Genomic DNA, 23904 nt, shown 5'->3' with positions numbered 1-23904 from the left:
GCCCGTCGTGACCGAAACCCTTATCTGGATCGTTGTCGGCGTCGTCGCGATCGGCCTCTATCTCAGCTGGACCGCGGGCCGGCTCGACCGGCTGCACGCGCGGATCGACGCTGCCCGTGCCGCCCTCGACGCCCAGTTGCTGCGGCGTGCCTCGGTCACCCAGGAACTGGCCACCTCCGGGGTGCTCGATCCGGCCGCGTCGATCGTGCTGTATCAGGCCGCGCACGCGGCCCGGCAGGCCGAGGAGGAGCAGCGGGAGGTTTCGGAGAGCGAGCTGACCCAGGCACTGCGGGCCGTGTTCGGGGAGACCGCGCAGGTCGAAGCCGTACAGGCCGTTCCCGGTGGAGAGGACGCCGCGGGCGAACTCGCCGCCGCCGTACGGCGTGTGCCCATGGCCCGGCGCTTCCACAACGACGCCGTACGCGCCGCCCGGGCGCTGCGCCGGCACCGGACCGTGCGGTTGTTCCGGCTGGCCGGCCATGCCCCGTTCCCGCTCGCCTTCGAGATGGACGACGGGCCGCCCGTCGCCCTGGCGGACCGGCCGGGGACCTGAGAACGATCCACCGGCTGTTCATTGGCCCTTGCCGCCGACCGGCACCCGGGCGTTTCCTCGGGGGGTGCGGTCATGCAGCAAGACAGCATCCGCCATGTCGCCATCGTGTCGTTTTCACCCCGTGAGGTCGCTCCGTGTCCACCACGCTCCCCACCACCCCCCAGACCCCCGAGACCGGCACCGCGCGGGTCAAGCGCGGCATGGCCGAGCAGCTCAAGGGCGGTGTGATCATGGACGTCGTCACGCCGGAGCAGGCCAAGATCGCCGAAGACGCCGGCGCGGTCGCCGTGATGGCTCTGGAGCGGGTGCCCGCCGACATCCGCAAGGACGGCGGCATCGCCCGGATGTCCGACCCGGACATGGTCGAGGGCATCATCAACGCCGTCTCCATCCCGGTGATGGCCAAGTCCCGCATCGGACACTTCGTCGAGGCCCAGGTCCTGCAGTCCCTCGGTGTGGACTACATCGACGAGTCCGAGGTGCTGACCCCGGCCGATGAGGTCAACCACTCCGACAAGTGGGCCTTCACCACGCCCTTCGTCTGCGGTGCGACGAACCTGGGCGAGGCGCTGCGCCGGATCGCCGAGGGCGCGGCAATGATCCGCTCCAAGGGCGAGGCCGGCACCGGCAACGTCGTCGAGGCGGTCCGTCACCTGCGGCAGATCAAGAACGAGATCGCCCGGCTGCGCGGCTTCGACAACAACGAGCTGTACGCCGCCGCCAAGGAGCTGCGCGCCCCGTACGAGATCGTCAAGGAGGTCGCCGCGCTCGGCAAGCTGCCGGTCGTGCTGTTCTCCGCCGGCGGCGTCGCCACCCCCGCCGACGCGGCGCTGATGCGCCAGCTCGGCGCCGAGGGCGTCTTCGTCGGGTCCGGCATCTTCAAGTCCGGCGACCCGGCCAAGCGGGCCGCCGCGATCGTGCGGGCGACCACGTTCTACGACGACCCGAAGGTGGTCGCGGACGCGTCCAGGAACCTGGGCGAAGCCATGGTCGGCATCAACATCGACACGCTGCCCGAGACCGAGCGCTACGCGAACCGGGGCTGGTAAGCACCGATGAGCACCCCCCTGATCGGGGTCCTGGCCCTCCAGGGCGACGTCCGGGAGCATCTGGCGGCCCTGGCCGCGGCGGGAGCCGAAGCCAGGACCGTCCGGCGCCCGGAGGAACTCGCCGAGGTCGAGGGCCTGGTGATCCCGGGTGGCGAGTCGACCACCATGTCCAAGCTGGCCGTGCTCTTCGGCATGCTGGAGCCGCTGCGCGATCGGGTACGGGCCGGCATGCCGGTGTACGGCACCTGCGCCGGGCTGATCATGCTGGCCGAGAAGATCATCGATCCCCGCTCAGGCCAGGAGACCGTCGGCGGGATCGACATGATCGTCCGCCGGAACGCCTTCGGGCGGCAGAACGAGTCCTTCGAGGCGGCCGTCGCGGTCGCCGGTGTCGACGGCGGCCCGGTCGAGGGTGTCTTCATCCGGGCGCCCTGGGTCGAGTCGGTGGGCGCCGAGGTCGAGGTGCTCGCGGAGTACGGGGGACATGTGGTCGCCGTACGCCAGGGCAATGCCCTCGCGACGTCGTTCCACCCCGAGCTGACGGGCGACCACCGGCTCCACCGGTACTTCAGCGACATGGTGCGCGCCGCCCGGTGACCGGGTCCCGGTAGGATCTCTGCCGAACGGAGCAGAATTGGTTACGCGAAGGAGACAGGCAGATGTCCGGCCACTCTAAATGGGCTACGACGAAGCACAAGAAGGCCGTGATCGATGCCAAGCGCGGCAAGCTCTTCGCGAAGCTGATCAAGAACGTCGAGGTCGCGGCCCGGACCGGCGGCGCCGATGTCGAAGGCAATCCGACTCTTTTCGACGCCATCCAGAAGGCGAAGAAGAGCTCGGTCCCCAACAAGAACATCGACTCCGCCGTCAAGCGTGGTGCCGGCCTGGAGGCCGGTGGCGCCGACTACGAGACGATCATGTACGAGGGCTACGGTCCGAACGGGGTCGCGGTGCTCATCGAGTGCCTCACCGACAACCGCAACCGCGCGGCCTCCGACGTCCGCGTCGCGATGACGCGCAACGGCGGCTCGATGGCCGACCCGGGGTCCGTCTCGTACCTCTTCAACCGCAAGGGCGTCGTGGTCGTCCCCAAGGGTGAGCTGGGCGAGGACGACGTCCTGGACGCCGTGCTGGAGGCGGGCGCCGAAGAGGTCAACGACCTCGGTGAGACCTTCGAGGTGCTCAGCGAGGCCACCGACCTGGTCGCGGTCCGCACCGCGCTCCAGGAGGCGGGCATCGACTACGACTCCGCCGACGCCAACTTCGTCCCGACCATGCAGGTCGAACTGGACGAGGAGGGCGCGCGCAAGATCTTCAAGCTGATCGACGCGCTGGAGGACAGCGACGACGTGCAGAACGTCTTCGCCAACTTCGACGTCTCGGACGAAGTGATGGAGAAGGTCGACGCCTGACCCGCGCCTGACACGGCTTCACCTGGCGGGCCGACGGGGACACACCTCCGTCGGCCCGTCGCGTTGTCAGTGCCGACCGATACTGTGCTGAGCAGGGGTTCTGCCGTCGGGTGGGAACAGGCGACCGAAAGAATGTGGGGGTGGGGCGCATGCGGGTCCTGGGTGTCGACCCCGGGCTGACCCGGTGCGGCGTCGGCGTCGTCGAGGGCGCCGCGGGCCGCCCGCTGACGATGCTCGGTGTCGGTGTGGTGCGTACGTCCGCGGACGCCGAGATCGGGATGCGGCTGGTCGCCATCGAGCAGGGCATCGAGGCCTGGCTCGACGAGTACCGGCCCGAACTCGTCGCGGTGGAGCGGGTGTTCGCCCAGCACAACGTCCGTACCGTGATGGGCACCGCCCAGGCCAGCGCGGTCGCCGTGCTCTGCGCCTCCCGGCGCGGTATCCCCGTCGCCCTGCATACCCCCAGTGAGGTCAAGGCCGCCGTCACCGGCAGCGGCCGGGCGGACAAGGCCCAGGTCGGCGCGATGGTCACGCGGCTCCTCCGGCTGGCGGCCCCGCCCAAGCCGGCCGACGCGGCGGACGCCCTCGCGCTCGCCATCTGTCACATCTGGCGCGCCCCCGCCATGAACCGCCTCCAGCAGGCGCACGCGGCGGCCCACGCCTCCCGCATCCCCACCACCGCACCCGTACGGAAGGTCACGCGATGATCGCCTTCGTCAGCGGCCCGGTCGCCGCCCTCGCCCCGACCACCGCCGTCATCGAGGTCGGCGGTATCGGCATGGCCGTGCAGTGCACCCCGGGCACCCTCGCCGGACTGCGGACCGGCCAGCAGGCGAAGCTCGCCACCTCCCTCGTCGTACGGGAGGACTCACTCACCCTGTACGGCTTCGCGGACGACGACGAACGCCAGGTGTTCGAGCTGTTGCAGACCGCCAGCGGGGTCGGCCCGCGCCTGGCCCAGGCGATGCTGGCCGTACACACCCCGGACGCGCTGCGCGTCGCCGTCTCCTCCGGTGACGAGAAGGCGCTGATGGCCGTCCCCGGCATCGGCAAGAAGGGCGCCCAGAAGCTTCTCCTGGAGCTCAAGGACCGGCTCGGCGACCCGATCGGCGCCGGGGCGGGACGCGGGACCGGCGGCTCCGGCGGCCCCGCCGCCTGGAGCGATCAGCTGCACGCCGCGCTGATCGGCCTCGGCTACGCCACCCGCGAGGCCGACGAGGCCGTGTCCCTGGTCACCCCGCAGGCCGAGGCGGCGGTCGCCGCGGGAGCCCAGCCACCCGTGCCGCAGCTGCTGCGCGCCGCGCTCCAGAGCCTGAACAGAACGCGCTGACCCCGGCGGGGGGCCCGGCGCTGTATCCGGCGGGCCGCCGCCATCCGTGCCGTACTCCACGGGTCGTCCTGGGACGCGCCCACTCCCCGAGGTGAAACAGAGTGAACTGGGACGACACCAGCAGCGAGCCGCAGGCGGCAGCCTGGGCCGACGGCGGCGCCGACGCCGCCGAGCGGCTCGTCGGCGGAGCCGCGGACGGCGAGGACCAGGCCGTCGAGGCGGCGCTGCGCCCCAAGTCGCTGGGCGAGTTCGTGGGCCAGGAGCGCGTTCGCGAGCAGCTCGACCTGGTCCTCAAGGCGGCCCTCGCACGCGGCGCCACCGCCGACCATGTGCTGCTCTCCGGGGCACCCGGGCTCGGCAAGACGACCCTCTCCATGATCATCGCGGCGGAGATGAACGCCCCGCTCCGCATCACCTCGGGCCCCGCCATCCAGCACGCGGGCGATCTCGCCGCGATCCTCTCCTCCCTCCAGGAGGGCGAGGTCCTCTTCCTCGACGAGATCCACCGGATGTCCCGGCCCGCCGAGGAAATGCTCTACATGGCGATGGAGGACTTCCGCGTCGACGTCATCGTCGGCAAGGGTCCCGGCGCCACCGCCATCCCCCTGGAGCTGCCGCCGTTCACGCTGGTCGGCGCCACCACTCGGGCCGGACTGCTGCCGCCCCCGCTGCGCGACCGGTTCGGTTTCACCGGCCACATGGAGTTCTACGAGAGCGGCGAGCTGGAGCGGGTCATCCACCGCTCCGCCCTCCTCCTCGACCTGGAGATCGACGCCGAGGGCGCCGCGGAGATCGCCGGACGCTCCCGTGGCACGCCCCGGATCGCCAACCGGCTGCTGCGGCGCGTACGCGACTACGCGCAGGTCAAGGCCGACGGGCGCATCACCCGTGAGGTGGCCGCCGTGGCTCTCGCGGTCTACGAGGTCGACGCGCGCGGCCTCGACCGCCTCGACCGTGCTGTGCTCCAGGCGCTGCTCAAGCTGTTCGGCGGCGGGCCCGTGGGTCTGTCGACCCTGGCGGTCGCCGTGGGGGAGGAGCGGGAGACCGTGGAGGAGGTCGCGGAGCCCTTCCTCGTACGGGAGGGCTTGCTCGCCCGGACACCGCGTGGCCGGGTCGCCACCCCCGCCGCCTGGGCGCATCTGGGACTCGTCCCCCCTCAGCAGGCAGCCGGCGGGGGTACTCTTCCGGGCTTGTTCGGGGCGTGACGGGGGCCGTGTGACGTACGTGTGACGGAGCAGCGTCGGGCGGTCAGGAACCCCGGTGCGGTACCGGGCGTTGTTCCAACGACGCGGACTCGCTTAGAATCCGCCGATGGCCGCCCTTCCGGGCCGCCGTGCCCACCCCCGTATACAGGCCGCACCACAGCGCGGTCGTGCGAAGGAAGTTCCCCCTCGTGAGTCCCGTAACCCTCCTCCCCTTCATCGTGCTCATCGGGGCCATGTTCCTGATGACCCGGTCCGCCAAGAAGAAGCAGCAGGCCGCCGCGCAGATGCGCAGCGACGTACAGCCCGGCAGCGGCGTCCGGACGATCGGCGGCATGTACGCCACGGTCAAGGAGGTGCGCGACGACGTGCTCCTCCTTGAGGTCGCTCCCGGCGTCCACGCCGTCTACGCGAAGAACTCCATCGGCGCCGTCCTCGACGACGCCGAGTACAACCGCATCGTGCACGGCGACGACGCCGACAGCCCGGTCGTACCGGACGACGCCTCCTCGCTGATCGAGTCCGACGACACGGACACCCCGGCCGAGGCCAGGATCGACCTGGGCAAGAAGCCCGAGGCCGACGAGGTCGAGGACGGCAAGGCCGACGGCGGAGCCGGCGCGAAGTAGCCACGTCCGTTACGGAGAGCCCTCTCGCGGCTCTCCGCGGCTGACGGTCTGTGCCTCATTCTGCGGGGGCAGGTCCCCACAACACTTCGTGGCCGCTCCGGCGCACACCCGGCGCGGGGCGGTTGGACAGGGAGAAACGAGAAGGTGGCAGCACCTAATAAGGGCCGAAGGCAAGCGGGCTCGCCAGGGAAGCCGGGGCGCACCCTGGTCCTGTTCCTGATTGCCATGGTCGCCCTCACGGGCGGAATGTTCTGGTCCGGTCATGTCACCCCGCGCCTGGGGATCGACCTCGCGGGCGGCACGAGCATCACGCTCGAGGCCAAGAACACGCCGGGCAAGCCGAACGCGATCAACAAGACCAACATGGACACCGCCGTCAGCATCATCGAGCGGCGTGTCAACGGTCTTGGTGTCTCCGAGGCCGAGGTCCAGACCCAGGGCGACAAGAACATCGTCGTCAACATCCCCCGGGGTTCCAACGAGAAGCAGGCCCGGCAGCAGGTCGGTACGACCGCCCAGCTGTACTTCCGGCCCGTGCTGACCGTCACGGGCGGCAGCCCGGTCGCGCCGCAGCCTTCCGCCGGCGGCACCCCCAGCGGTTCTCCCAGCCCCTCGACGAGCGCGGACAAGGGCAAGAGCCCGTCCGGTTCGCCGACGCCCTCATCGAGCGCGACCACCCAGGGCCGGGCCGTCACGGACGCCCTGAAGAAGGCCCCGACGCCGCCGGCCACCCCGGAGGTGACCACCCAGGGTCTGCCCGGCTCCACGCCCAGCCCCGGCGCCTCCGAGGCACCGGCTCCGGACCCGGCCACCGCCGCCCTGGAGAAGAAGTTCACGGAGCTGGACTGCACCGACAAGGCCGCGCGCACCGCCGTCAACCAGAGCGCCGGGCCCAAGGACACCATCGTGGCCTGTGGCCAGGACGGTGGCGGCCAGTGGGAGAAGTACATCCTCGGCCCGGCCGAGGTCGAGGGCACGGACATCTCCGACGCCAAGGGCGTGCTCGACCCGCAGCGCGGCCAGTGGATCGTCACGATGGACTTCACGGGCGGCGGCACGAAGAAGTTCTCCAAGATCACCGGTCAGCTCGCGCAGCAGCAGTCGCCGATGAACCAGTTCGCCATCGTGCTGGACGGCAACGTCGTCTCGGCTCCCTCGGTGAGCCAGGCGCTCGGCGGCAGCGCCGAGATCTCCGGCAACTTCAACCAGCAGTCCGCCCAGGACCTCGGCAACATCCTGTCCTACGGTGCGCTGCCCCTGAGCTTCCAGGAGCAGAGCGCCACCACGGTCACCGCCGCGCTCGGCGGTGAGCAGCTCCACGCGGGCCTGATCGCCGGCGCCATCGGCCTCGCGCTGGTGATCATCTACCTGGTCACCTACTACCGCGGCCTCTCGCTGATCGCGATCCTCAGCCTCGCCGCCTCGGCCGTCATGACGTACACGATCATGGCGCTGCTCGGCCCGGGTATCGGCTTCGCGCTGAACCTGCCCGCGGTCTGCGGCGCGATCGTCGCCATCGGTATCACCGCGGACTCGTTCATCGTCTACTTCGAACGCATCCGGGACGAGATCCGCGAGGGCCGTACGCTCCGCCCGGCCGTCGAGCGTGCCTGGCCGCGTGCCCGGCGCACGGTCCTGGTCTCCGACTTCGTGTCGTTCCTCGCCGCCGCGGTGCTCTTCATCGTCACGGTCGGCAAGGTGCAGGGCTTCGCGTTCACGCTCGGTCTGACCACCGTCCTCGACGTGGTCGTGGTGTTCTTCTTCACCAAGCCCGTGATGACGCTGCTGGCCCGCACGAAGTTCTTCTCCAGCGGTCACCCGTGGTCCGGACTGGACCCGAAGCGGCTCGGCGCCAAGCCGCCGCTGCGCCGTTCCCGCCGGGTGAACAGCCCCGCCGAGCGTCCCGACACCGACGCGGACACCCGTGTCACCGCCCCCATCGACTCGCGCGTCAGCGCGCCCATCGACTCGAAGGAGGCGTGAGATGTCGCGACTCGGCGCACTCGGCGCCCGGCTCTACCGCGGTGAGGTCGGCTACGACTTCGTCGGCAAGCGGAAGATCTGGTACGGGATCTCGATCCTGATCACCATCACGGCCATCGTCGGCCTGGCGGTGCGGGGCCTCAACATGGGCATCGAGTTCAAGGGCGGCGCGGTCTTCACCACCCCGAGCACGAGCATCTCCGTGTCCCAGGCCCAGACGGACGCCCAGGAGGCGTCCGGCCACGACGCGATCGTCCAGAGGCTGGGCGACGGCAAGCTGCGTATCCAGGTCACCGAGCTGAACACCTCGCAGGCCGACGCCGTGAAGACCAAGCTCGCCCAGGACCTGAAGATCGACGAGGCGGACATCGCCGCCGACCTGGTCGGACCGAGCTGGGGCGAGACGATCGCCAACAAGGCGTGGACCGGCCTCGGGATCTTCCTGTTCCTGGTGGTGATCTATCTCGCGATCGCCTTCGAATGGCGGATGGCGGTCGCGGCGCTGATCGCCCTGATCCATGACCTCACCATCACCGTCGGGGTGTACGCCCTGGTCGGCTTCGAGGTCACCCCGGGTACGGTGATCGGTCTGCTGACCATTCTCGGTTACTCCCTCTACGACACGGTCGTCGTCTTCGACAGCCTCAAGGAGGGGTCGAAGGGCATCACCAAGCAGACCCGGTGGACCTACGGCGAGATCGCCAACCGCTCCATCAACGGGACCCTGGTGCGCTCCATCAACACCACCGTGGTCGCGCTGCTGCCGGTCGGCGCTCTGCTCTTCATCGGCGGCGGCTTCCTCGGCGCCGGCATGCTGAACGACATCTCGCTGTCGCTCTTCGTCGGCCTCGCCGCCGGTGCGTACTCCTCGATCTTCATCGCCACGCCGCTCGTCGCCGACCTCAAGGAACGCGACCCGCAGATGAAGGCGCTGAAGAGGCGCGTACTCGCCAAGCGGGCCTCCGCCGCCGCCAAGGGTGAATCGCCCGAGGGGCACGACGGGTACGACGGATACGCCGACGCCGCCGACGAGTCCGACAGCGCGTTCCCCGGTGACGTGGCGCCCGCCGCCGCCGTCGTCGGTCCCCGTGGCCGCGGTGGCCGGGGCCGTCCGTCGGGACGGCGCCGATGACCGGCGCGGACACCCGGGAGCTGCTGCTCAGCCGCATCCGTGACGTCGCGGACCACCCGAAGCCCGGCGTGCTGTTCAAGGACATCACGCCGTTGCTCGCGGACCCGAAGGCGTTCACGGCGCTGACCGACGCCCTCGCCGAGCTGTGCGTGCTGCACGGCGCCACGAAGGTCGTCGGGCTGGAGGCCCGGGGCTTCATCCTGGCCGCCCCCGTGGCGGTCCGGGCGGGCCTCGGGTTCATCCCCGTACGCAAGGCGGGCAAGCTCCCCGGAGCGACGCTGTCGCAGGCGTACGAGCTGGAGTACGGCACCGCCGAGATGGAGGTGCACGCCGAGGACCTGGAGGCGGGCGACCGCGTCCTCGTCATCGACGACGTCCTCGCCACGGGCGGTACGGCCGAGGCGTCGGTCGAGCTGGTCCGGCGGGCCGGAGCCGAGGTCGTCGGCGTGGCCGTCCTGATGGAGCTGGGCTTCCTGGGCGGCAGGGCACGGCTGGAGCCGGCGCTGCGCGGGGCCCCGCTGGAGGCCCTGATCACGCTCTGAGTGGTTTCGCGATACGCGCGGACGGGCACCTGGGAACAACCGGGTGCCCGTCCGCGTTGTGCCGTGCCCGCGTCGCCGCCCCGGTCCTCGGGACGAGAGGGACGCCCGGGGTCGATACCATGGAAGCTCCGGGCCTGACCGGGGACCTGGATCCGCACGAGGAGCGCTCTTGCCAGAAGAGGTCCAGCCACTGGCCGCCACGACGCCGGACGAGTCTGCCCAGCCGGCCGCGGCGGGACCCGCCGCTGAGCGGGACGGGGCCGCCGTCGCGGCGGACGCGAAGCCCGCGCAGCCGCCGGCGGCGACCTCCGGCGCCCAGCCCGGGGGCGCTCCCGTGCCACCTGCCCCGGAGCGGCCCGCGACCCCTGTCACCGCCCCCAAACCGGGCCCGGCGGCCGCTCCCCGTACCGGCGGATCCTCCAACCGGGTACGGGCGCGTCTCGCCCGGCTCGGCGTGCAGCGCTCGTCGCCGTACAACCCGGTCCTGGAACCGCTGCTGCGGACCGTGCGCGGCAACGATCCCAAGATCGAGACCGCCACGCTCCGCCAGATCGAGAACGCCTACCAGGTCGCCGAGCGCTGGCACCGGGGTCAGAAGCGCAAGAGCGGGGACCCGTACATCACCCACCCCCTCGCGGTGACGACGATCCTCGCCGAGCTGGGCATGGACCCCGCCACCCTGATGGCGGGCCTGCTGCACGACACCGTCGAGGACACCGAGTACGGCCTGGACACCCTCCGCCGCGACTTCGGCGACCAGGTCGCGCTGCTCGTCGACGGCGTCACCAAGCTCGACAAGGTCAAGTTCGGCGAGGCCGCGCAGGCCGAGACCGTACGCAAGATGGTCGTGGCCATGGCCAAGGACCCGCGCGTCCTGGTCATCAAGCTCGCCGACCGGCTGCACAACATGCGCACCATGCGCTATCTCAAGCGGGAGAAGCAGGAGAAGAAGGCCCGCGAGACGCTGGAGATCTACGCGCCCCTGGCCCACCGGCTGGGCATGAACACCATCAAGTGGGAGCTGGAGGACCTCGCCTTCGCGATCCTCTACCCCAAGATGTACGACGAGATCGTCCGGCTCGTCGCCGAGCGGGCCCCCAAGCGCGACGAATACCTGGCCATAGTGACCGACGAGGTCCAGTCGGACCTGCGCGCGGCCCGGATCAAGGCCACCGTCACCGGCCGCCCGAAGCACTACTACAGCGTCTACCAGAAGATGATCGTCCGCGGCCGTGACTTCGCGGAGATCTACGACCTGGTGGGCATCCGCGTCCTCGTCGACACCGTCCGCGACTGCTACGCGGCGCTCGGCACCGTCCACGCCCGGTGGAATCCGGTCCCGGGGCGGTTCAAGGACTACATCGCGATGCCCAAGTTCAACATGTACCAGTCGCTGCACACGACGGTCATCGGCCCCAACGGCAAGCCCGTCGAGCTGCAGATCCGCACCTTCGACATGCACCGCCGCGCCGAGTACGGCATCGCGGCGCACTGGAAGTACAAGCAGGAGGCCGTCGCCGGTGCCTCCAAGGTCCGCACCGACGTCCCGAAGAACACGGGCAAGGGCGCCGGCCAGGACACCGTCAACGACATGGCGTGGCTGCGCCAGCTGCTGGACTGGCAGAAGGAGACCGAGGACCCCAGCGAATTCCTGGAGTCGCTCCGCTTCGACCTGTCCCGCAACGAGGTCTTCGTCTTCACCCCCAAGGGCGATGTCATAGCGCTGCCCGCCGGGGCCACCCCCGTCGACTTCGCGTACGCCGTCCACACCGAGGTCGGCCACCGCACCATAGGAGCGCGGGTCAACGGGCGGCTCGTACCGCTCGAATCGACTCTCGACAACGGCGATCTGGTGGAGGTCTTCACCTCCAAGGCGTCCGGCGCGGGCCCCTCACGCGACTGGCTGGGCTTCGTCAAGTCGCCGCGGGCCAGGAACAAGATCCGCGCGTGGTTCTCCAAGGAGCGCCGCGACGAGGCGATCGAGCAGGGCAAGGACTCCATCGCGCGGGCCATGCGCAAGCAGAACCTGCCGATCCAGCGCATCCTCACCGGCGACTCGCTGGTCACCCTCGCGCACGAGATGCGCTACCCGGACATCTCCTCCCTGTACGCGGCGATCGGCGAGGGCCATGTGGCCGCCGCCGGCGTCGTCCAGAAGCTGGTGCAGGCCCTCGGCGGCGAGGAGGCCGCCAACGAGGACATCGCCGAGAGCGCACCGCCCTCGCGCGGCCGCTCCAAGCGCCGCGCCAACGCCGACCCGGGTGTGGTCGTCAAGGGCGTCGACGACGTCTGGGTGAAGCTCGCCCGCTGCTGCACGCCGGTCCCGGGCGACCCGATCATCGGCTTCGTCACCCGGGGCAGCGGCGTCTCGGTGCACCGCGCCGACTGCGTCAACGTGGACTCGCTGTCGCAGCAGCCCGAACGGATCCTCGAAGTCGAGTGGGCGCCCACCCAGTCGTCGGTCTTCCTGGTCGCCATCCAGGTCGAGGCGCTGGACCGGTCCCGGCTGCTGTCGGACGTCACGCGCGTTCTCTCCGACCAGCATGTGAACATCCTGTCCGCGGCCGTGCAGACCTCCCGTGACCGGGTCGCCACCTCGCGCTTCACCTTCGAGATGGGCGACCCGAAGCACCTGGGGCACGTCCTGAAGGCGGTCCGGGGTGTCGAGGGCGTCTACGACGTCTACCGGGTCACCTCGGCGCGCAGGCCCTGAGAGCGGGGCCGCCGACCTGAGAGCTGGGCCCGCCCGGGCCCGCCGGGGCTCGGACCACGGGAAGGGCCTCCCGTACGTCACGTACGGGAGGCCCTTTCACGTATCAGCCCGGAGGGCCGGTCGCCCTACCAGGGCCTGGCGTGCCCTAGCCGCCGAACTCCTGGAGCCCCTTGAGCGCCTGGTCCAGCAGCGCCTGGCGGCCCTCCAGCTCCCTGGCGAGCTTGTCCGCCCTGGAGTTGTTGCCCGCCGCACGCGCCGTGTCGATCTGCGCACGCAGCTTGTCGACGGCCGCCTGGAGCTGCCCCGTCAGACCCGCGGCACGCGCGCGCGCCTCCGGGTTCGTCCGGCGCCACTCGTTCTCCTCGGACTCCTGAAGAGCCCGCTCCACGGTGTGCATCCGGGCCTCGATCTTGGGCCTGGCGTCACGCGGCACATGGCCGATGGCCTCCCAGCGCTCGTTGAGCGCCCGGAAAGCCGCCCTGGCCGCCTTGAGGTCCGTCACCGGCAGCAGCCGCTCGGCCTCGACCGCCAGCTCTTCCTTCGCCTTGAGGTTCTCGGTCTGCTCGGCGTCGCGCTCGGCGAAGACCTCGCCGCGGGCGGCGAAGAAGACGTCCTGGGCGCCGCGGAAGCGGTTCCACAGATCGTCCTCGGACTCGCGCTGGGCGCGGCCCGCCGCCTTCCAGTCCGTCATCAGCTCGCGGTAGCGCGCGGCCGTCGCACCCCAGTCGGTGGAGCCGGAGAGTGCCTCCGCCTCCGCGACCAGCTTCTCCTTGACCTTGCGGGCGTCCTCACGCTGCGCGTCGAGCGCGGCGAAATGCGCCTTGCGGCGCTTCGAGAACGCCGAGCGCGCGTGCGAGAAACGGTGCCACAGCTCGTCGTCGGACTTCCGGTCCAGCCTCGGCAGGCCCTTCCAGATGTCCACCAGCGCCCGCAGCCGCTCACCGGCCGACCGCCACTGCTCGCTCTCGGCCAGACTCTCCGCCTCGACGACCAGCGCCTCCTTGGCCTGGCGCGACTCGTCGGTCTGCTTCGCGCGCTGGACCTTGCGCTCCTCACGGCGCGCGTCGACCGTCGCGACCAGCTCGTCGAGCCGCTTGCGCAGCGCTTCGAGATCCCCCACGGCATGGTGCTCGTCGACCTGTCCGCGCAGATGCTCGATGGCCACGGCCGCATCCTTCGCGGACAGGTCGGTGGTCTTCACCCGCCGTTCGAGGAGGCCGATCTCGACGACCAAGCCCTCGTACTTGCGCTCGAAATAGGCCAGAGCCTCATCCGGAGAGCCAGCCTGCCACGATCCGACGACCTGCTCGCCCTCGGCCGTCCGCACGTACACGGTGCCCGTCTCATCGACGCGGCCCCACGGGTCGCTGCTCACAGCGCCTCCTCCACCTGATGCCACGCAAGGGTCGCCCCCGGGCATCGTCCACAGATTCCTGGGACGGGCCGCGCCCGCCCCGCACAACGCCAATCTAGGCGACCGGCCGCCCGGCTGTCCGCACTCAGCACGGCCGAATTCAGAGGGTCACGCCTTGTCGACCGTGCCCTTCTCCACGGTGACGGCCTTCTTGGGCGCGCCGTCGCCCGCGCCGCCGTCCACGCCGGCCTTGGCCACGTTCTCCACGACCTTCAGACCGGCCGCGTCCATGGTCCCGAACGGGGTGTACGTGGGCGGCAGCTTGGTCTCCTTGTAGACGAGGAAGAACTGGCTGCCGCCGGTGTGCGGCTGGCCGGTGTTGGCCATCGCCACCGTCCCCGCCGGGAACGTGACGGTGCCGTCGGCGCCGGCCTTGCCGAGGGCGGTCAGATTCTCGTCCGGGATCGTGTAACCGGGACCGCCCGTGCCGTCACCCTTCGGGTCGCCGCACTGGAGGACGAAGATGCCCTCGGTGGTGAGGCGGTGGCACTTCGTGTTGTCGAAGTAACCCTTGTCGGCGAGCGCCTTGAACGAATTCACCGTGTGCGGCGTCTTCTTGGCGTCCATCGAGAAGGAGATGTCGCCCTGGTTCGTCTTCAGGGACATCGTGTACTTCGCGGCCTGGTCGATCGTCATCTTCGGCTCGGGCGAGCTGCTCTCGCTCGGCGACGGCGGCGTGGGCGACGGGGTCGCCGTCGCCGTGGCGGTGTCCTTGCTGTCGCTGCCCGTCAGACCGCCCGTGGCGTACGCGGTGGCACCACCGGCCACCACCACGGCCAGCGCGGACGCGATGATGATGTTGCGGCGCTTCGCCTTCCTCCGGGCGGTAACACGGCGCTCCTGCTGCCGCTCGTACTTCTTCCGGGCGAGCTCCCGCCGCCGCTGATCGCTGCTGACCACCGGGTCTTCTCCTCGACTGTCGTGGGGCTCCGTATACCGTACGGGGCCGACTAGCCCCGTACGGTATATGGGTTGGCTGTGGAATGAGCAGCGCCGGTAGGCTCTGATCTGCCGCATTCTCCCGGCGTACGACGTATGCCGCCCTCATCCAGACCTCATCCAGACCTGTTCCGGACCTCTTCGGACGACATGTGAAGGACGATCGTGCTCATTGCCGGGTTCCCCGCCGGGGCCTGGGGGACCAATTGCTACCTGGTCGCCCCCGCCGCCGGTGAAGAGTGCGTGATCATCGACCCCGGCCATCAGGCCACCCAGGGAGTCGAGGACGCGATCAAGAAGCACCGGCTCAAGCCCGTCGCCGTGATCCTCACCCATGGCCACATCGACCATGTCGCCTCGGTCGTCCCGGTCTGCGGGGCGCATGACGTGCCCGCGTGGATCCACCCCGCCGACCGGTACATGATGAGCGACCCGGAGAAGGCCCTCGGCGTCCCGATCGGGATGCCTCTCATGGGTGAGCTGACCGTGGGAGAGCCGGACGACGTCCGGGTGCTGACCGACGGCTCCGAACTGGCGCTGGCGGGACTGGAGTTCGCCGTCGCGCACGCGCCCGGCCATACCAAGGGGTCGGTGACCTTCGGACTGCCCGGGGCCGTCGGCGGAGCTGATGTTCCGCCGGTCCTCTTCTCGGGCGACCTGCTGTTCGCCGGCTCCGTCGGACGCACCGACCTGCCCGGCGGCGACCACGCCGAGATGCTCGATTCGCTGGGCCGCGTGTGCCTGCCGCTCGACGACTCGACCGTGGTGCTGTCCGGCCACGGCCCCCAGACGACCATCGGCCGGGAGCGCGCCACCAACCCGTATCTGCGGGATGTGGCCGCCGGCTTCGGAAGCGGCCCGACCGCCGCTCCGCGACGAGGAATGTGACGTACCGATCTCCATGAGTACCTTCCAGGCCCCCAAAGGCACCTACGACCTGATCCCGCCCGACTCCGCGGTCTTCCTCGCGGTCCGCGAGGCCATCTCCGCGCCGCTGAAGAACTCCGGCTACGGCTACATCGAGACGCCCGGCTTCGAGAACGTCGAGCTGTTCGCCCGCGGCGTCGGCGAGTCCACCGACATCGTCTCCAAGGAGATGTACGCCTTCGAGACCAAGGGCGGCGACCAGCTGGCGCTGCGTCCCGAGGGCACCGCCTCCGTGCTGCGCGCCGCGCTGGAGGCCAACCTCCACAAGGCCGGCAACCTGCCGGTCAAGCTCTGGTACTCCGGCTCGTACTACCGCTACGAGCGCCCGCAGAAGGGCCGGTACCGGCACTTCTCGCAGGTCGGCGCCGAGGCGATCGGCGCGGAGGACCCCGCGCTGGACGCCGAACTGATCATCCTGGCCGACCAGGCCTACCGCACGCTCGGCCTGCGGAACTTCCGGATCCTGCTGAACTCGCTCGGCGACCAGGAGTGCCGTCCCGTCTACCGCGAGGCGCTGCAGGGCTTCCTGCGCGCCCTCGACCTGGACGAGGAGACCCGCCGCCGGATCGAGATCAACCCCCTGCGGGTCCTCGACGACAAGCGGGCCGACGTCCAGAAGCAGCTCGTCGGGGCGCCGCTGCTGCGGGACCACCTCTGCGACGCGTGCAAGGCGTACCACGAAGAGGTACGCGAGCTGCTGACGGCGGCCGGGGTGACGTACGAGGACGACGACAAGCTCGTACGCGGCCTCGACTACTACACCCGCACCACCTTCGAGTTCGTTCACGACGGCCTCGGTTCCCAGTCCGCCGTCGGCGGCGGCGGCCGCTACGACGGCCTCTCCGAGATGATCGGCGGCCCGGCGCTCCCGTCGGTCGGCTGGGCGCTCGGCGTGGACCGTACGGTGCTGGCACTGGAGGCGGAGGGCATCACGCTCGACATCCCCGCCGCCACCAGCGTGTACGCGGTACCGCTCGGCGAGGAGGCGCGGCGGCGGCTGTTCGCCGTCGTCACCGAGCTCCGCAAGGCGGGCGTCCCCGCGGACTTCGCCTTCGGTGGCCGGGGCCTCAAGGGCGCGATGAAGTCCGCCAACAGGTCGGGCGCGCGCTACACGATCGTCGCCGGCGAGCGCGATCTCGCGGAGGGCGTCGCGCAGCTCAAGGACATGGAGACCGGCGAGCAGACCGCGGTCGCGCTCGACGCTCTCGTGACGGAGCTCACACAGCGGCTCGGCTGAGCGCGGCGGACGGTGCGGGGCCCGGACGGTGACCGTCCGGGCCCCGCTGTCTTTATGTCCGGCGAACGGTGGTGGGGGCAGGCCGTGCGGCACAATGACTCTGCCCCCACCTGTCACCGAAGCATGGAACGGCGATATGACGAGTGCAGCGCTTGACGACGTCTCCTCCCAGCGGGAGGAGGGGAGCGCCCCGCGTACGGTCGGTGGCGGCCGGGGATTCGCACTGCTGCTGGTGATCACGGGAGCGGCCGGGCTGCTGGCCGCGTGGGTCATCACCATCGACAAGTTCAAACTGCTGGAGGACCCGAACTTCACCCCGGGATGCAGCCTGAACCCGGTGGTCTCCTGCGGAAACATCATGAAGAGCGCCCAGGCCTCCGCGTTCGGCTTCCCGAACCCGATGCTCGGCCTGGCCACCTACTCCGTCGTCATCGCCATCGGGCTCGCGCTGCTGGCCGGGGCGCGCTACCGGGGCTGGTTCTGGCTCGGGCTCAACGCGGGCACGCTGTTCGGCGTCGGCTTCTGCACCTGGCTCCAGTACCAGTCGCTCTACAGCATCAACTCGCTCTGCCTGTGGTGCTGCCTGGCCTGGGTCTCCACGATCCTGATGTTCTGGTACGTGACCGCCCACAACATCCGGAACAAGATCCTTCCCGCGCCCGCCTGGCTGCGCGGCTTCCTGGGCGAGTTCACCTGGGTGCTGCCGGTCCTGCACATCGGCGTCATCGGGATGCTGATCCTGACCCGCTGGTGGGACTTCTGGATCAGCTGACGGCCGGACCCCTGACGGCCGGACCCCGCACCCGGACCCGGGCGACGCGGGGCCCAGGTGACCGTCCGGACGGTGTTGACCGCGTTGTCAGCGGGCTGGCATAGGCTTCACGCGTGGAGCCCGACCTCTTTACCGCAGCCGCCGAAGAGCGCCAGGAGAAGGATCCGTCCAGCAGCCCGCTGGCCGTCCGGATGCGTCCGCGCGTCCTCGACGAAGTCGTCGGCCAGCAGCACCTGCTGAAGCTGGGATCCCCGCTGCGCCGGCTCGTCGGCGAGGGCAGCGGCGGCCCCGCCGGTCCCTCGTCCGTGATCCTCTGGGGCCCGCCGGGCACCGGCAAGACGACCCTCGCGTACGTCGTCTCCAAGGCGACCAACAAACGCTTCGTCGAGCTGTCGGCGATCACCGCGGGCGTCAAGGAGGTACGGGCCGTCATCGACGGAGCCCGCCGGGCCTCCGGCGGTTTCGGCAAGGACACCGTCCTGTTCCTCGACGAGATCCACCGCTTCAGCAAGGCCCAGCAGGACTCCCTGCTGCCCGCCGTGGAGAACCGCTGGGTCACGCTCATCGCCGCCACCACCGAGAATCCGTACTTCTCGGTGATCTCCCCGCTGCTCTCCCGCTCCCTGCTGCTCACACTGGAACCGCTCACCGACGAGGACCTGCGCAGTCTGCTGCGGCGCGCGCTCGCCGAGGAGCGCGGGCTCGGCGGGGCGGTCACCCTCCCCGAGGACGCCGAGGCCCACCTGCTGCGGATCGCCGGCGGGGACGCCCGGCGCGCGCTGACCGCGCTGGAGGCGGCGGCCGGTGCCGCGCTCGCCAAGAGCGAGCCGGAGATCACCCTCCGTACCGTCGAGGAGACCGTCGACCGGGCCGCGGTGATGTACGACCGCGACGGCGACCAGCACTACGACGTGGCGAGCGCCCTCATCAAGTCGATCCGCGGCTCCGACGTGGACGCGGCCCTGCACTACCTCGCCCGGATGATCGACGCGGGGGAGGACCCCCGGTTCATCGCCCGGCGGCTGATGATCTCGGCGAGCGAGGACATCGGCCTCGCCGATCCGACGGCCCTGCCGATCGCGGTCGCCGCGGCGCAGGCCGTGGCCATGATCGGCTTCCCGGAGGCCGCGCTGACCCTGAGCCACGCCACCATCGCGCTGGCCCTCGCCCCCAAGTCGAACGCGGCCACGACGGCGATCTCGGCGGCCCTCGAAGACGTCAAGAAGGGCATGGCCGGGCCGGTCCCGCCCCATCTGCGCGACGGCCACTACAAGGGCGCGGCCAAGCTGGGCCACGCACAGGGCTATGTCTACCCGCACGACGTACCGGGCGGGATCGCCGCCCAGCAGTACGCCCCGGACGCGGTGCGGGGCAAGCGGTACTACGAGCCCACGCGGTACGGCGCGGAAGCGCGTTACGCCGATGTGGTCGACAAGGTGCGCGAGCGGCTGCGCGGCGACGGCTCCTGACGTCGGGCAGCGCCTCGGGCCCGGCCCCCGGCGCCGTACGGTCCGGCCCCGGGAAAACCGGCGGCGGGGAGCATGTAGTCTGTACCCGAGTTCGTGTGCGTTCGGCTGCTGACGGCATCCGATCGATTTCAAGCCGGCTGGGACGCGGCTGACCATGAGCTGATCGGACCTCCGTCAACCCGACACCCCTTGAGCGGTGTCGCACGCGATGCCTCCGCGCACGCTGTTGTGGTTGCCTGTGCTGTCCGTGATGCCTGTGGTTGTTCCCCGGGGCGAGACGCGCGATCTCCTTGAGCAAGGTGAACCTACAACGGAGGTCTGGAGAACGTGCCTAACCAGTCGCGTCCCAAGGTCAAGAAGTCGCGTGCGCTCGGTATCGCGCTGACGCCGAAGGCTGTCAAGTACTTCGAGGCCCGTCCCTACCCGCCGGGCGAGCACGGCCGTGGACGCAAGCAGAACAGTGACTACAAGGTCCGTCTGCTCGAGAAGCAGCGTCTGCGCGCCCAGTACGACATCAGCGAGCGCCAGATGGCCCGCGCCTACGACCGCGCCAAGAAGGCCGAAGGCAAGACGGGCGAGGCGCTGGTCGTCGAGCTCGAGCGCCGCCTCGACGCGCTGGTCCTGCGGTCGGGCATCGCCCGCACCATCTACCAGGCCCGCCAGATGGTCGTGCACGGTCACATCGAGGTCAACGGCGGCAAGGTCGACAAGCCGTCGTTCCGCGTCCGTCCCGACGACGTCGTGATGGTCCGCGAGCGCAGCCGCGAGAAGGTTCCCTTCCAGGTCGCGCGCGAGGGTGGCTACGACACCGACGGCGAGACCCCGCGCTACCTGCAGGTCAACCTGAAGGCCCTGGCGTTCCGCCTGGACCGCGACCCGCAGCGCAAGGAAATCCCGGTCATCTGCGACGAGCAGCTGGTCGTCGAGTACTACGCCCGCTGACGCAGGCGTACCTCACAGCGCTTCAGCCCGTCGCTTCCCCGCCGATTCCGGTGGGGGAGCGACGGGCTTCCGCGTTTGCGGCGGTCGCCGGGGCCGCCGTGCGGCGGTAAACGCGGTTCGGGGTGCGACCGTCGGCGCGATAGGGTCGTTCGGACAACAGCGACAAGCTAGGGAGCGGTGCAGCGTGACCGGTGGAGAGGTTGCCGGGATCCTGGTGGCCGTCTTCTGGGCGATCCTGGTCTCCTTCCTCGCCGTGGTGCTGGTGAGGCTGGCCCAGACGCTCAAGGCGACCACCAGACTCGTGGCGGATGTGACGGAACAGGCTGTCCCCCTGCTGGCGGACGCCTCGGCGACGGTCCGCTCCGCGCAGACCCAGCTGGACCGGGTCGACGCGATCGCCACGGATGTCCAGGAAGTCACCTCCAACGCGTCGGCGCTCTCCTCCACGGTCGCCTCGACCTTCGGCGGTCCGCTGGTCAAGGTCGCGGCCTTCGGCTACGGCGTACGGCAGGCCATGTCGCGCAGGACGGCACCGGCCGCCGCGGACGGACCCGCCGATACGCCGTCCCGTCGCAAGGTGGTCGTCGGCCGCACGGTGCCGTCGGCCAGGCGCAGGAACAGGAAGGGCTGACGCAGCGATGTTCCGCCGTACGTTCTGGTTCACCGCCGGCGCGGCAGCCGGTGTCTGGGCCACCACCAAGGTCAACCGCAAGCTGAAGCAGCTGACCCCGGAGAGCCTCGCCGCCCAGGCGGCGAACAAGGCGATCGACGCCGGGCACAAGCTCAAGGACTTCGCCGTCGACGTCAGGACCGGAATGGTCCGGCGCGAGGCCGAACTGGGCGAGGCACTGGGCCTCGGCACACCGGCCGACGACCGGGCGCTTCCCGCGCCGAGGCGCGTCGCCGCCATCGAGCACACCGAACACCCCGGGCACCCCCGGACCGAACACATCTCCAAGCCGTACAACCGGAATGAGGACCACTGATGGAGTCGGCTGAAATCCGCCGCCGCTGGCTGAGCTTCTTCGAGGAGCGCGGGCACACCGTCGTGCCTTCGGCGTCGCTCATCGCGGACGACCCGACTCTGCTGCTGGTCAACGCGGGCATGGTGCCCTTCAAGCCGTACTTCCTCGGCGAGACGAAGCCGCCCGCCCCGCGCGCCACGAGTGTCCAGAAGTGCGTCCGCACGCCGGACATCGAAGAGGTCGGCAAGACGACCCGGCACGGCACGTTCTTCCAGATGTGCGGCAACTTCTCCTTCGGGGACTACTTCAAGGAAGGCGCCATCAAGCTCGCCTGGGAGCTGCTGACCAGCTCCGTGGCGGACGGCGGCTTCGGCCTGGAGCCGGAGAAGCTCTGGATCACCGTCTACCTCGACGACGACGAGGCCGAGCGGATCTGGCGCGAGGAGGTCGGCGTCCCCGCCGAGCGCATCCAGCGTCTGGGCAAGAAGGACAACTTCTGGTCCATGGGCGTCCCGGGCCCCTGCGGCCCCTGCTCCGAGATCAACTACGACCGGGGTCCCGAGTTCGGCGCCGAGGGCGGTCCGGCCGTCAACGACGAGCGCTACGTGGAGATCTGGAACCTGGTCTTCATGCAGTACGAGCGCGGCGCCGGCGACGGCAAGGAGGACTTCCCGATCCTCGGCGACCTGCCGTCGCGGAACATCGACACGGGTCTGGGCCTCGAACGGCTCGCCATGATCCTCCAGGGCGTACAGAACATGTACGAGACCGACACCCTGCGCGTCGTCATGGACAAGGCCACCGAGCTGACCGGCGTCCGCTACGGCGCCAAGCACGAGTCCGACGTCTCGATGCGCGTGGTCGCCGACCACATCCGTACGTCCGTGATGCTCATCGGCGACGGCGTCACCCCCGGCAACGAGGGCCGTGGCTACGTCCTGCGCCGCATCATGCGCCGCGCCATCCGCAACATGCGGCTGATGGGCGCCACCGGACCGGTCGTCCAGGACCTCATCGACGTCGTGATCGACACGATGGGCCGGCAGTACCCGGAGCTGCTCACCGACCGCAAGCGCGTCGAGGCCGTGGCCCTCGCCGAGGAGGCCGCCTTCCTCAAGGCCCTCAAGGGCGGCACGAACATCCTCGACACCGCCGTCACCGACACCAAGGCCGCCGGCGGGCAGGTCCTCTCCGGCGACAAGGCGTTCCTGCTCCACGACACCTGGGGCTTCCCGATCGACCTCACCCTGGAGATGGCCGCCGAACAGGGCCTCTCCGTGGACGAGGACGGCTTCCGCCGCCTGATGAAGGAACAGCGGGAGCGGGCCAAGGCCGACGCCAGGGCCAAGAAGTCCGGGCACGCCGACCTCTCCGCCTACCGCCAGGTCGCCGACAGCGGCGGCTCCACCGAATTCACCGGCTACACCTCCACCGAGGGCGAGTCGACCATCGTCGGCCTGCTCGTCGACGGTGTCTCCTCGCCCGCCGCCACCGAGGGCGACGAGGTCGAGATCGTCCTCGACCGCACCCCCTTCTACGCCGAGGGCGGCGGCCAGCTCGCCGACCAGGGCCGGATCAGGCTCGACAACGGCGCCGTCGTCCAGGTCAGGGATGTCCAGCAGCCGGTGCCGGGTGTCTCCGTCCACAAGGGCTCGGTGCAGGTCGGCGAGGTGACGGTCGGCGCCTCCGCCTACGCCGCCATCGACCTCACCCGCCGCCGTGCCATCGCCCGCGCCCACAGCGCCACGCACCTCACGCACCAGGCGCTGCGCGACGCGCTCGGCCCGACGGCCGCCCAGGCCGGCTCCGAGAACTCGCCGGGCCGCTTCCGCTTCGACTTCGGCTCGCCCGCCGCCGTACCCGGCACGGTCCTCACCGATGTCGAGCAGAAGATCAACGAGGTGCTCGCCCGGGAGCTGGACGTCCAGGCCGAGGTGATGTCCATCGACGACGCCAAGAAGCAGGGCGCCATCGCCGAGTTCGGCGAGAAGTACGGCGAGCGGGTCCGGGTCGTCACCATCGGCGACTTCTCCAAGGAACTCTGCGGCGGTACGCACGTCCTCAACACCGCCCAGCTGGGTCTGGTGAAGCTGCTCGGCGAGTCGTCGATCGGCTCCGGCGTGCGCCGTATCGAAGCCCTGGTCGGCGTCGACGCCTACCACTTCCTCGCCAGGGAGCACACGGTCGTCGCCCAGCTCCAGGAGCTGGTCAAGGGCCGCTCGGAGGAGCTGCCCGAGAAGATCTCCGGCATGCTCGCCAAGCTGAAGGACGCCGAGAAGGAGATCGAGAAGTTCCGCGCCGAGAAGGTGCTGGCGGCCGCCGCCGGACTCGTCGACACGGCCCAGGACGTACGCGGTACGGCCCTGGTCACCGGACAGGTCCCGGACGGCACCTCGGCCGACGACCTGCGCAAGCTGGTCCTCGACGTGCGGGGCCGTATCCCGGGGGACCGGCCGGCCGTCGTCGCGCTGTTCACCACCGCCAACGGACGCCCGCTGACGGTCATCGCCACCAACGAGGCCGCCCGTGAGCGCGGCCTCAAGGCCGGCGACCTGGTCCGTACCGCCGCCAAGACCCTCGGCGGCGGCGGTGGCGGCAAGCCGGACGTCGCCCAGGGCGGTGGCCAGAACCCGGACGCGATCGGGGACGCCGTGGCCGCGGTCGAGCGCGCCGTCGCCGAGACGGCCTGACCCG

Annotated in this window: 22 protein-coding genes; 20 read left to right on the top strand and 2 right to left on the bottom strand. The window is 70.4% G+C overall.

Annotation, left to right across the window (positions count from 1 at the left end; translation table 11 throughout):
* Nucleotides 1-7: 7 nt before the first annotated feature.
* The 12 genes from ACIBAE_RS10775 (at nucleotide 8) to ACIBAE_RS10720 (ending at nucleotide 12545) form a co-directional block, all read left to right on the top strand.
* Nucleotides 8-553, top strand: coding sequence for a hypothetical protein (locus ACIBAE_RS10775; RefSeq protein ID WP_399283880.1), 546 nt, complete (start codon nucleotides 8-10; stop codon nucleotides 551-553).
* 134 nt (nucleotides 554-687) lie between these two features.
* Nucleotides 688-1602 carry a pyridoxal 5'-phosphate synthase lyase subunit PdxS gene (gene pdxS / locus ACIBAE_RS10770; RefSeq protein WP_399283878.1) on the top strand — a complete coding sequence of 305 codons (915 nt, stop codon included), beginning with the start codon at nucleotides 688-690 and terminating at the stop codon, nucleotides 1600-1602.
* Between the two features lie 6 nt (nucleotides 1603-1608).
* Entirely contained in the window at nucleotides 1609-2199 is a 591-nt protein-coding gene (gene pdxT / locus ACIBAE_RS10765) for a pyridoxal 5'-phosphate synthase glutaminase subunit PdxT (RefSeq protein WP_399283877.1), read from the top strand.
* A 62-nt stretch (nucleotides 2200-2261) separates the two neighbouring features.
* Entirely contained in the window at nucleotides 2262-3014 is a 753-nt protein-coding gene (locus ACIBAE_RS10760; RefSeq protein ID WP_399283874.1) for a YebC/PmpR family DNA-binding transcriptional regulator, read from the top strand.
* 149 nt (nucleotides 3015-3163) lie between these two features.
* Nucleotides 3164-3721 (top strand): crossover junction endodeoxyribonuclease RuvC, encoded by a 558-nt coding sequence (gene ruvC / locus ACIBAE_RS10755; protein WP_399283873.1) that lies wholly within the window; start codon nucleotides 3164-3166, stop codon nucleotides 3719-3721.
* Nucleotides 3718-4344: a Holliday junction branch migration protein RuvA gene (ruvA, locus tag ACIBAE_RS10750; RefSeq protein WP_399283871.1), complete on the top strand. Its 627-nt coding sequence runs from the start codon at nucleotides 3718-3720 to the stop codon at nucleotides 4342-4344. Before ruvC ends, ruvA begins: the two co-directional genes overlap by 4 nt.
* A gap of 101 nt (nucleotides 4345-4445) precedes the next feature.
* On the top strand, nucleotides 4446-5549 hold the full coding sequence (ruvB, locus tag ACIBAE_RS10745) for a Holliday junction branch migration DNA helicase RuvB (RefSeq protein WP_399283869.1): 1104 nt from the start codon (nucleotides 4446-4448) through the stop codon (nucleotides 5547-5549).
* A 188-nt stretch (nucleotides 5550-5737) separates the two neighbouring features.
* Nucleotides 5738-6175 carry a preprotein translocase subunit YajC gene (yajC, locus tag ACIBAE_RS10740; RefSeq protein WP_399283868.1) on the top strand — a complete coding sequence of 146 codons (438 nt, stop codon included), beginning with the start codon at nucleotides 5738-5740 and terminating at the stop codon, nucleotides 6173-6175.
* Nucleotides 6176-6319: 144 nt separating this feature from the next.
* Nucleotides 6320-8158, top strand: coding sequence for a protein translocase subunit SecD (gene secD, locus ACIBAE_RS10735; protein WP_399283866.1), 1839 nt, complete (start codon nucleotides 6320-6322; stop codon nucleotides 8156-8158).
* Nucleotide 8159: 1 nt separating this feature from the next.
* Nucleotides 8160-9290: a protein translocase subunit SecF gene (secF, locus tag ACIBAE_RS10730; protein WP_399283865.1), complete on the top strand. Its 1131-nt coding sequence runs from the start codon at nucleotides 8160-8162 to the stop codon at nucleotides 9288-9290.
* The gene (locus tag ACIBAE_RS10725; protein WP_399283864.1) at nucleotides 9287-9832 is read left to right on the top strand and encodes an adenine phosphoribosyltransferase; all 546 of its coding nucleotides are present in this window, start codon (nucleotides 9287-9289) and stop codon (nucleotides 9830-9832) included. The genes secF and ACIBAE_RS10725 overlap by 4 nt, the downstream gene beginning before the upstream one ends.
* Before the next feature lie 169 nt (nucleotides 9833-10001).
* Nucleotides 10002-12545 carry a RelA/SpoT family protein gene (locus ACIBAE_RS10720; RefSeq protein WP_399283862.1) on the top strand — a complete coding sequence of 848 codons (2544 nt, stop codon included), beginning with the start codon at nucleotides 10002-10004 and terminating at the stop codon, nucleotides 12543-12545.
* Nucleotides 12546-12690: 145 nt separating this feature from the next.
* Here ACIBAE_RS10720 and ACIBAE_RS10715 read toward each other — a convergent pair whose 3' ends face one another.
* The gene (locus tag ACIBAE_RS10715; RefSeq protein WP_399283861.1) at nucleotides 12691-13920 is read right to left on the bottom strand and encodes a DUF349 domain-containing protein; all 1230 of its coding nucleotides are present in this window, start codon (nucleotides 13918-13920) and stop codon (nucleotides 12691-12693) included.
* Between the two features lie 147 nt (nucleotides 13921-14067).
* Nucleotides 14068-14859: a peptidylprolyl isomerase gene (locus tag ACIBAE_RS10710; RefSeq protein WP_399283860.1), complete on the bottom strand. Its 792-nt coding sequence runs from the start codon at nucleotides 14857-14859 to the stop codon at nucleotides 14068-14070.
* 204 nt (nucleotides 14860-15063) lie between these two features.
* Between ACIBAE_RS10710 and ACIBAE_RS10705 the strand changes: the two genes are divergently transcribed.
* The 8 genes from ACIBAE_RS10705 (at nucleotide 15064) to alaS (ending at nucleotide 23900) form a co-directional block, all read left to right on the top strand.
* On the top strand, nucleotides 15064-15786 hold the full coding sequence (locus ACIBAE_RS10705; RefSeq protein WP_399283858.1) for an MBL fold metallo-hydrolase: 723 nt from the start codon (nucleotides 15064-15066) through the stop codon (nucleotides 15784-15786).
* A gap of 13 nt (nucleotides 15787-15799) precedes the next feature.
* On the top strand, nucleotides 15800-17062 hold the full coding sequence (gene hisS / locus ACIBAE_RS10700) for a histidine--tRNA ligase (protein ID WP_399283856.1): 1263 nt from the start codon (nucleotides 15800-15802) through the stop codon (nucleotides 17060-17062).
* A 136-nt stretch (nucleotides 17063-17198) separates the two neighbouring features.
* Complete coding sequence (locus tag ACIBAE_RS10695) at nucleotides 17199-17834, top strand: vitamin K epoxide reductase family protein (protein ID WP_399283854.1); 636 nt, start codon at nucleotides 17199-17201, stop codon at nucleotides 17832-17834.
* Nucleotides 17835-17947: 113 nt separating this feature from the next.
* Nucleotides 17948-19303, top strand: coding sequence for a replication-associated recombination protein A (locus ACIBAE_RS10690; protein WP_399283853.1), 1356 nt, complete (start codon nucleotides 17948-17950; stop codon nucleotides 19301-19303).
* A gap of 327 nt (nucleotides 19304-19630) precedes the next feature.
* Nucleotides 19631-20245 carry a 30S ribosomal protein S4 gene (rpsD, locus tag ACIBAE_RS10685; RefSeq protein ID WP_161311511.1) on the top strand — a complete coding sequence of 205 codons (615 nt, stop codon included), beginning with the start codon at nucleotides 19631-19633 and terminating at the stop codon, nucleotides 20243-20245.
* A gap of 184 nt (nucleotides 20246-20429) precedes the next feature.
* The gene (locus ACIBAE_RS10680) at nucleotides 20430-20876 is read left to right on the top strand and encodes a DUF948 domain-containing protein (RefSeq protein WP_399283851.1); all 447 of its coding nucleotides are present in this window, start codon (nucleotides 20430-20432) and stop codon (nucleotides 20874-20876) included.
* Nucleotides 20877-20883: 7 nt separating this feature from the next.
* The gene (locus ACIBAE_RS10675; protein WP_399283849.1) at nucleotides 20884-21231 is read left to right on the top strand and encodes a DUF6167 family protein; all 348 of its coding nucleotides are present in this window, start codon (nucleotides 20884-20886) and stop codon (nucleotides 21229-21231) included.
* Nucleotides 21231-23900 carry an alanine--tRNA ligase gene (gene alaS, locus ACIBAE_RS10670; RefSeq protein ID WP_399283847.1) on the top strand — a complete coding sequence of 890 codons (2670 nt, stop codon included), beginning with the start codon at nucleotides 21231-21233 and terminating at the stop codon, nucleotides 23898-23900. Before ACIBAE_RS10675 ends, alaS begins: the two co-directional genes overlap by 1 nt.
* Nucleotides 23901-23904 lie beyond the last annotated feature (4 nt).

Source organism: Streptomyces sp. NPDC051569 (assembly GCF_044454085.1).
Taxonomy (GTDB): Bacteria; Actinomycetota; Actinomycetes; order Streptomycetales; family Streptomycetaceae; genus Streptomyces.
Note: the sequence above shows the minus strand (reverse complement) of the source record. Positions and strands in the feature narration are given on the sequence as shown.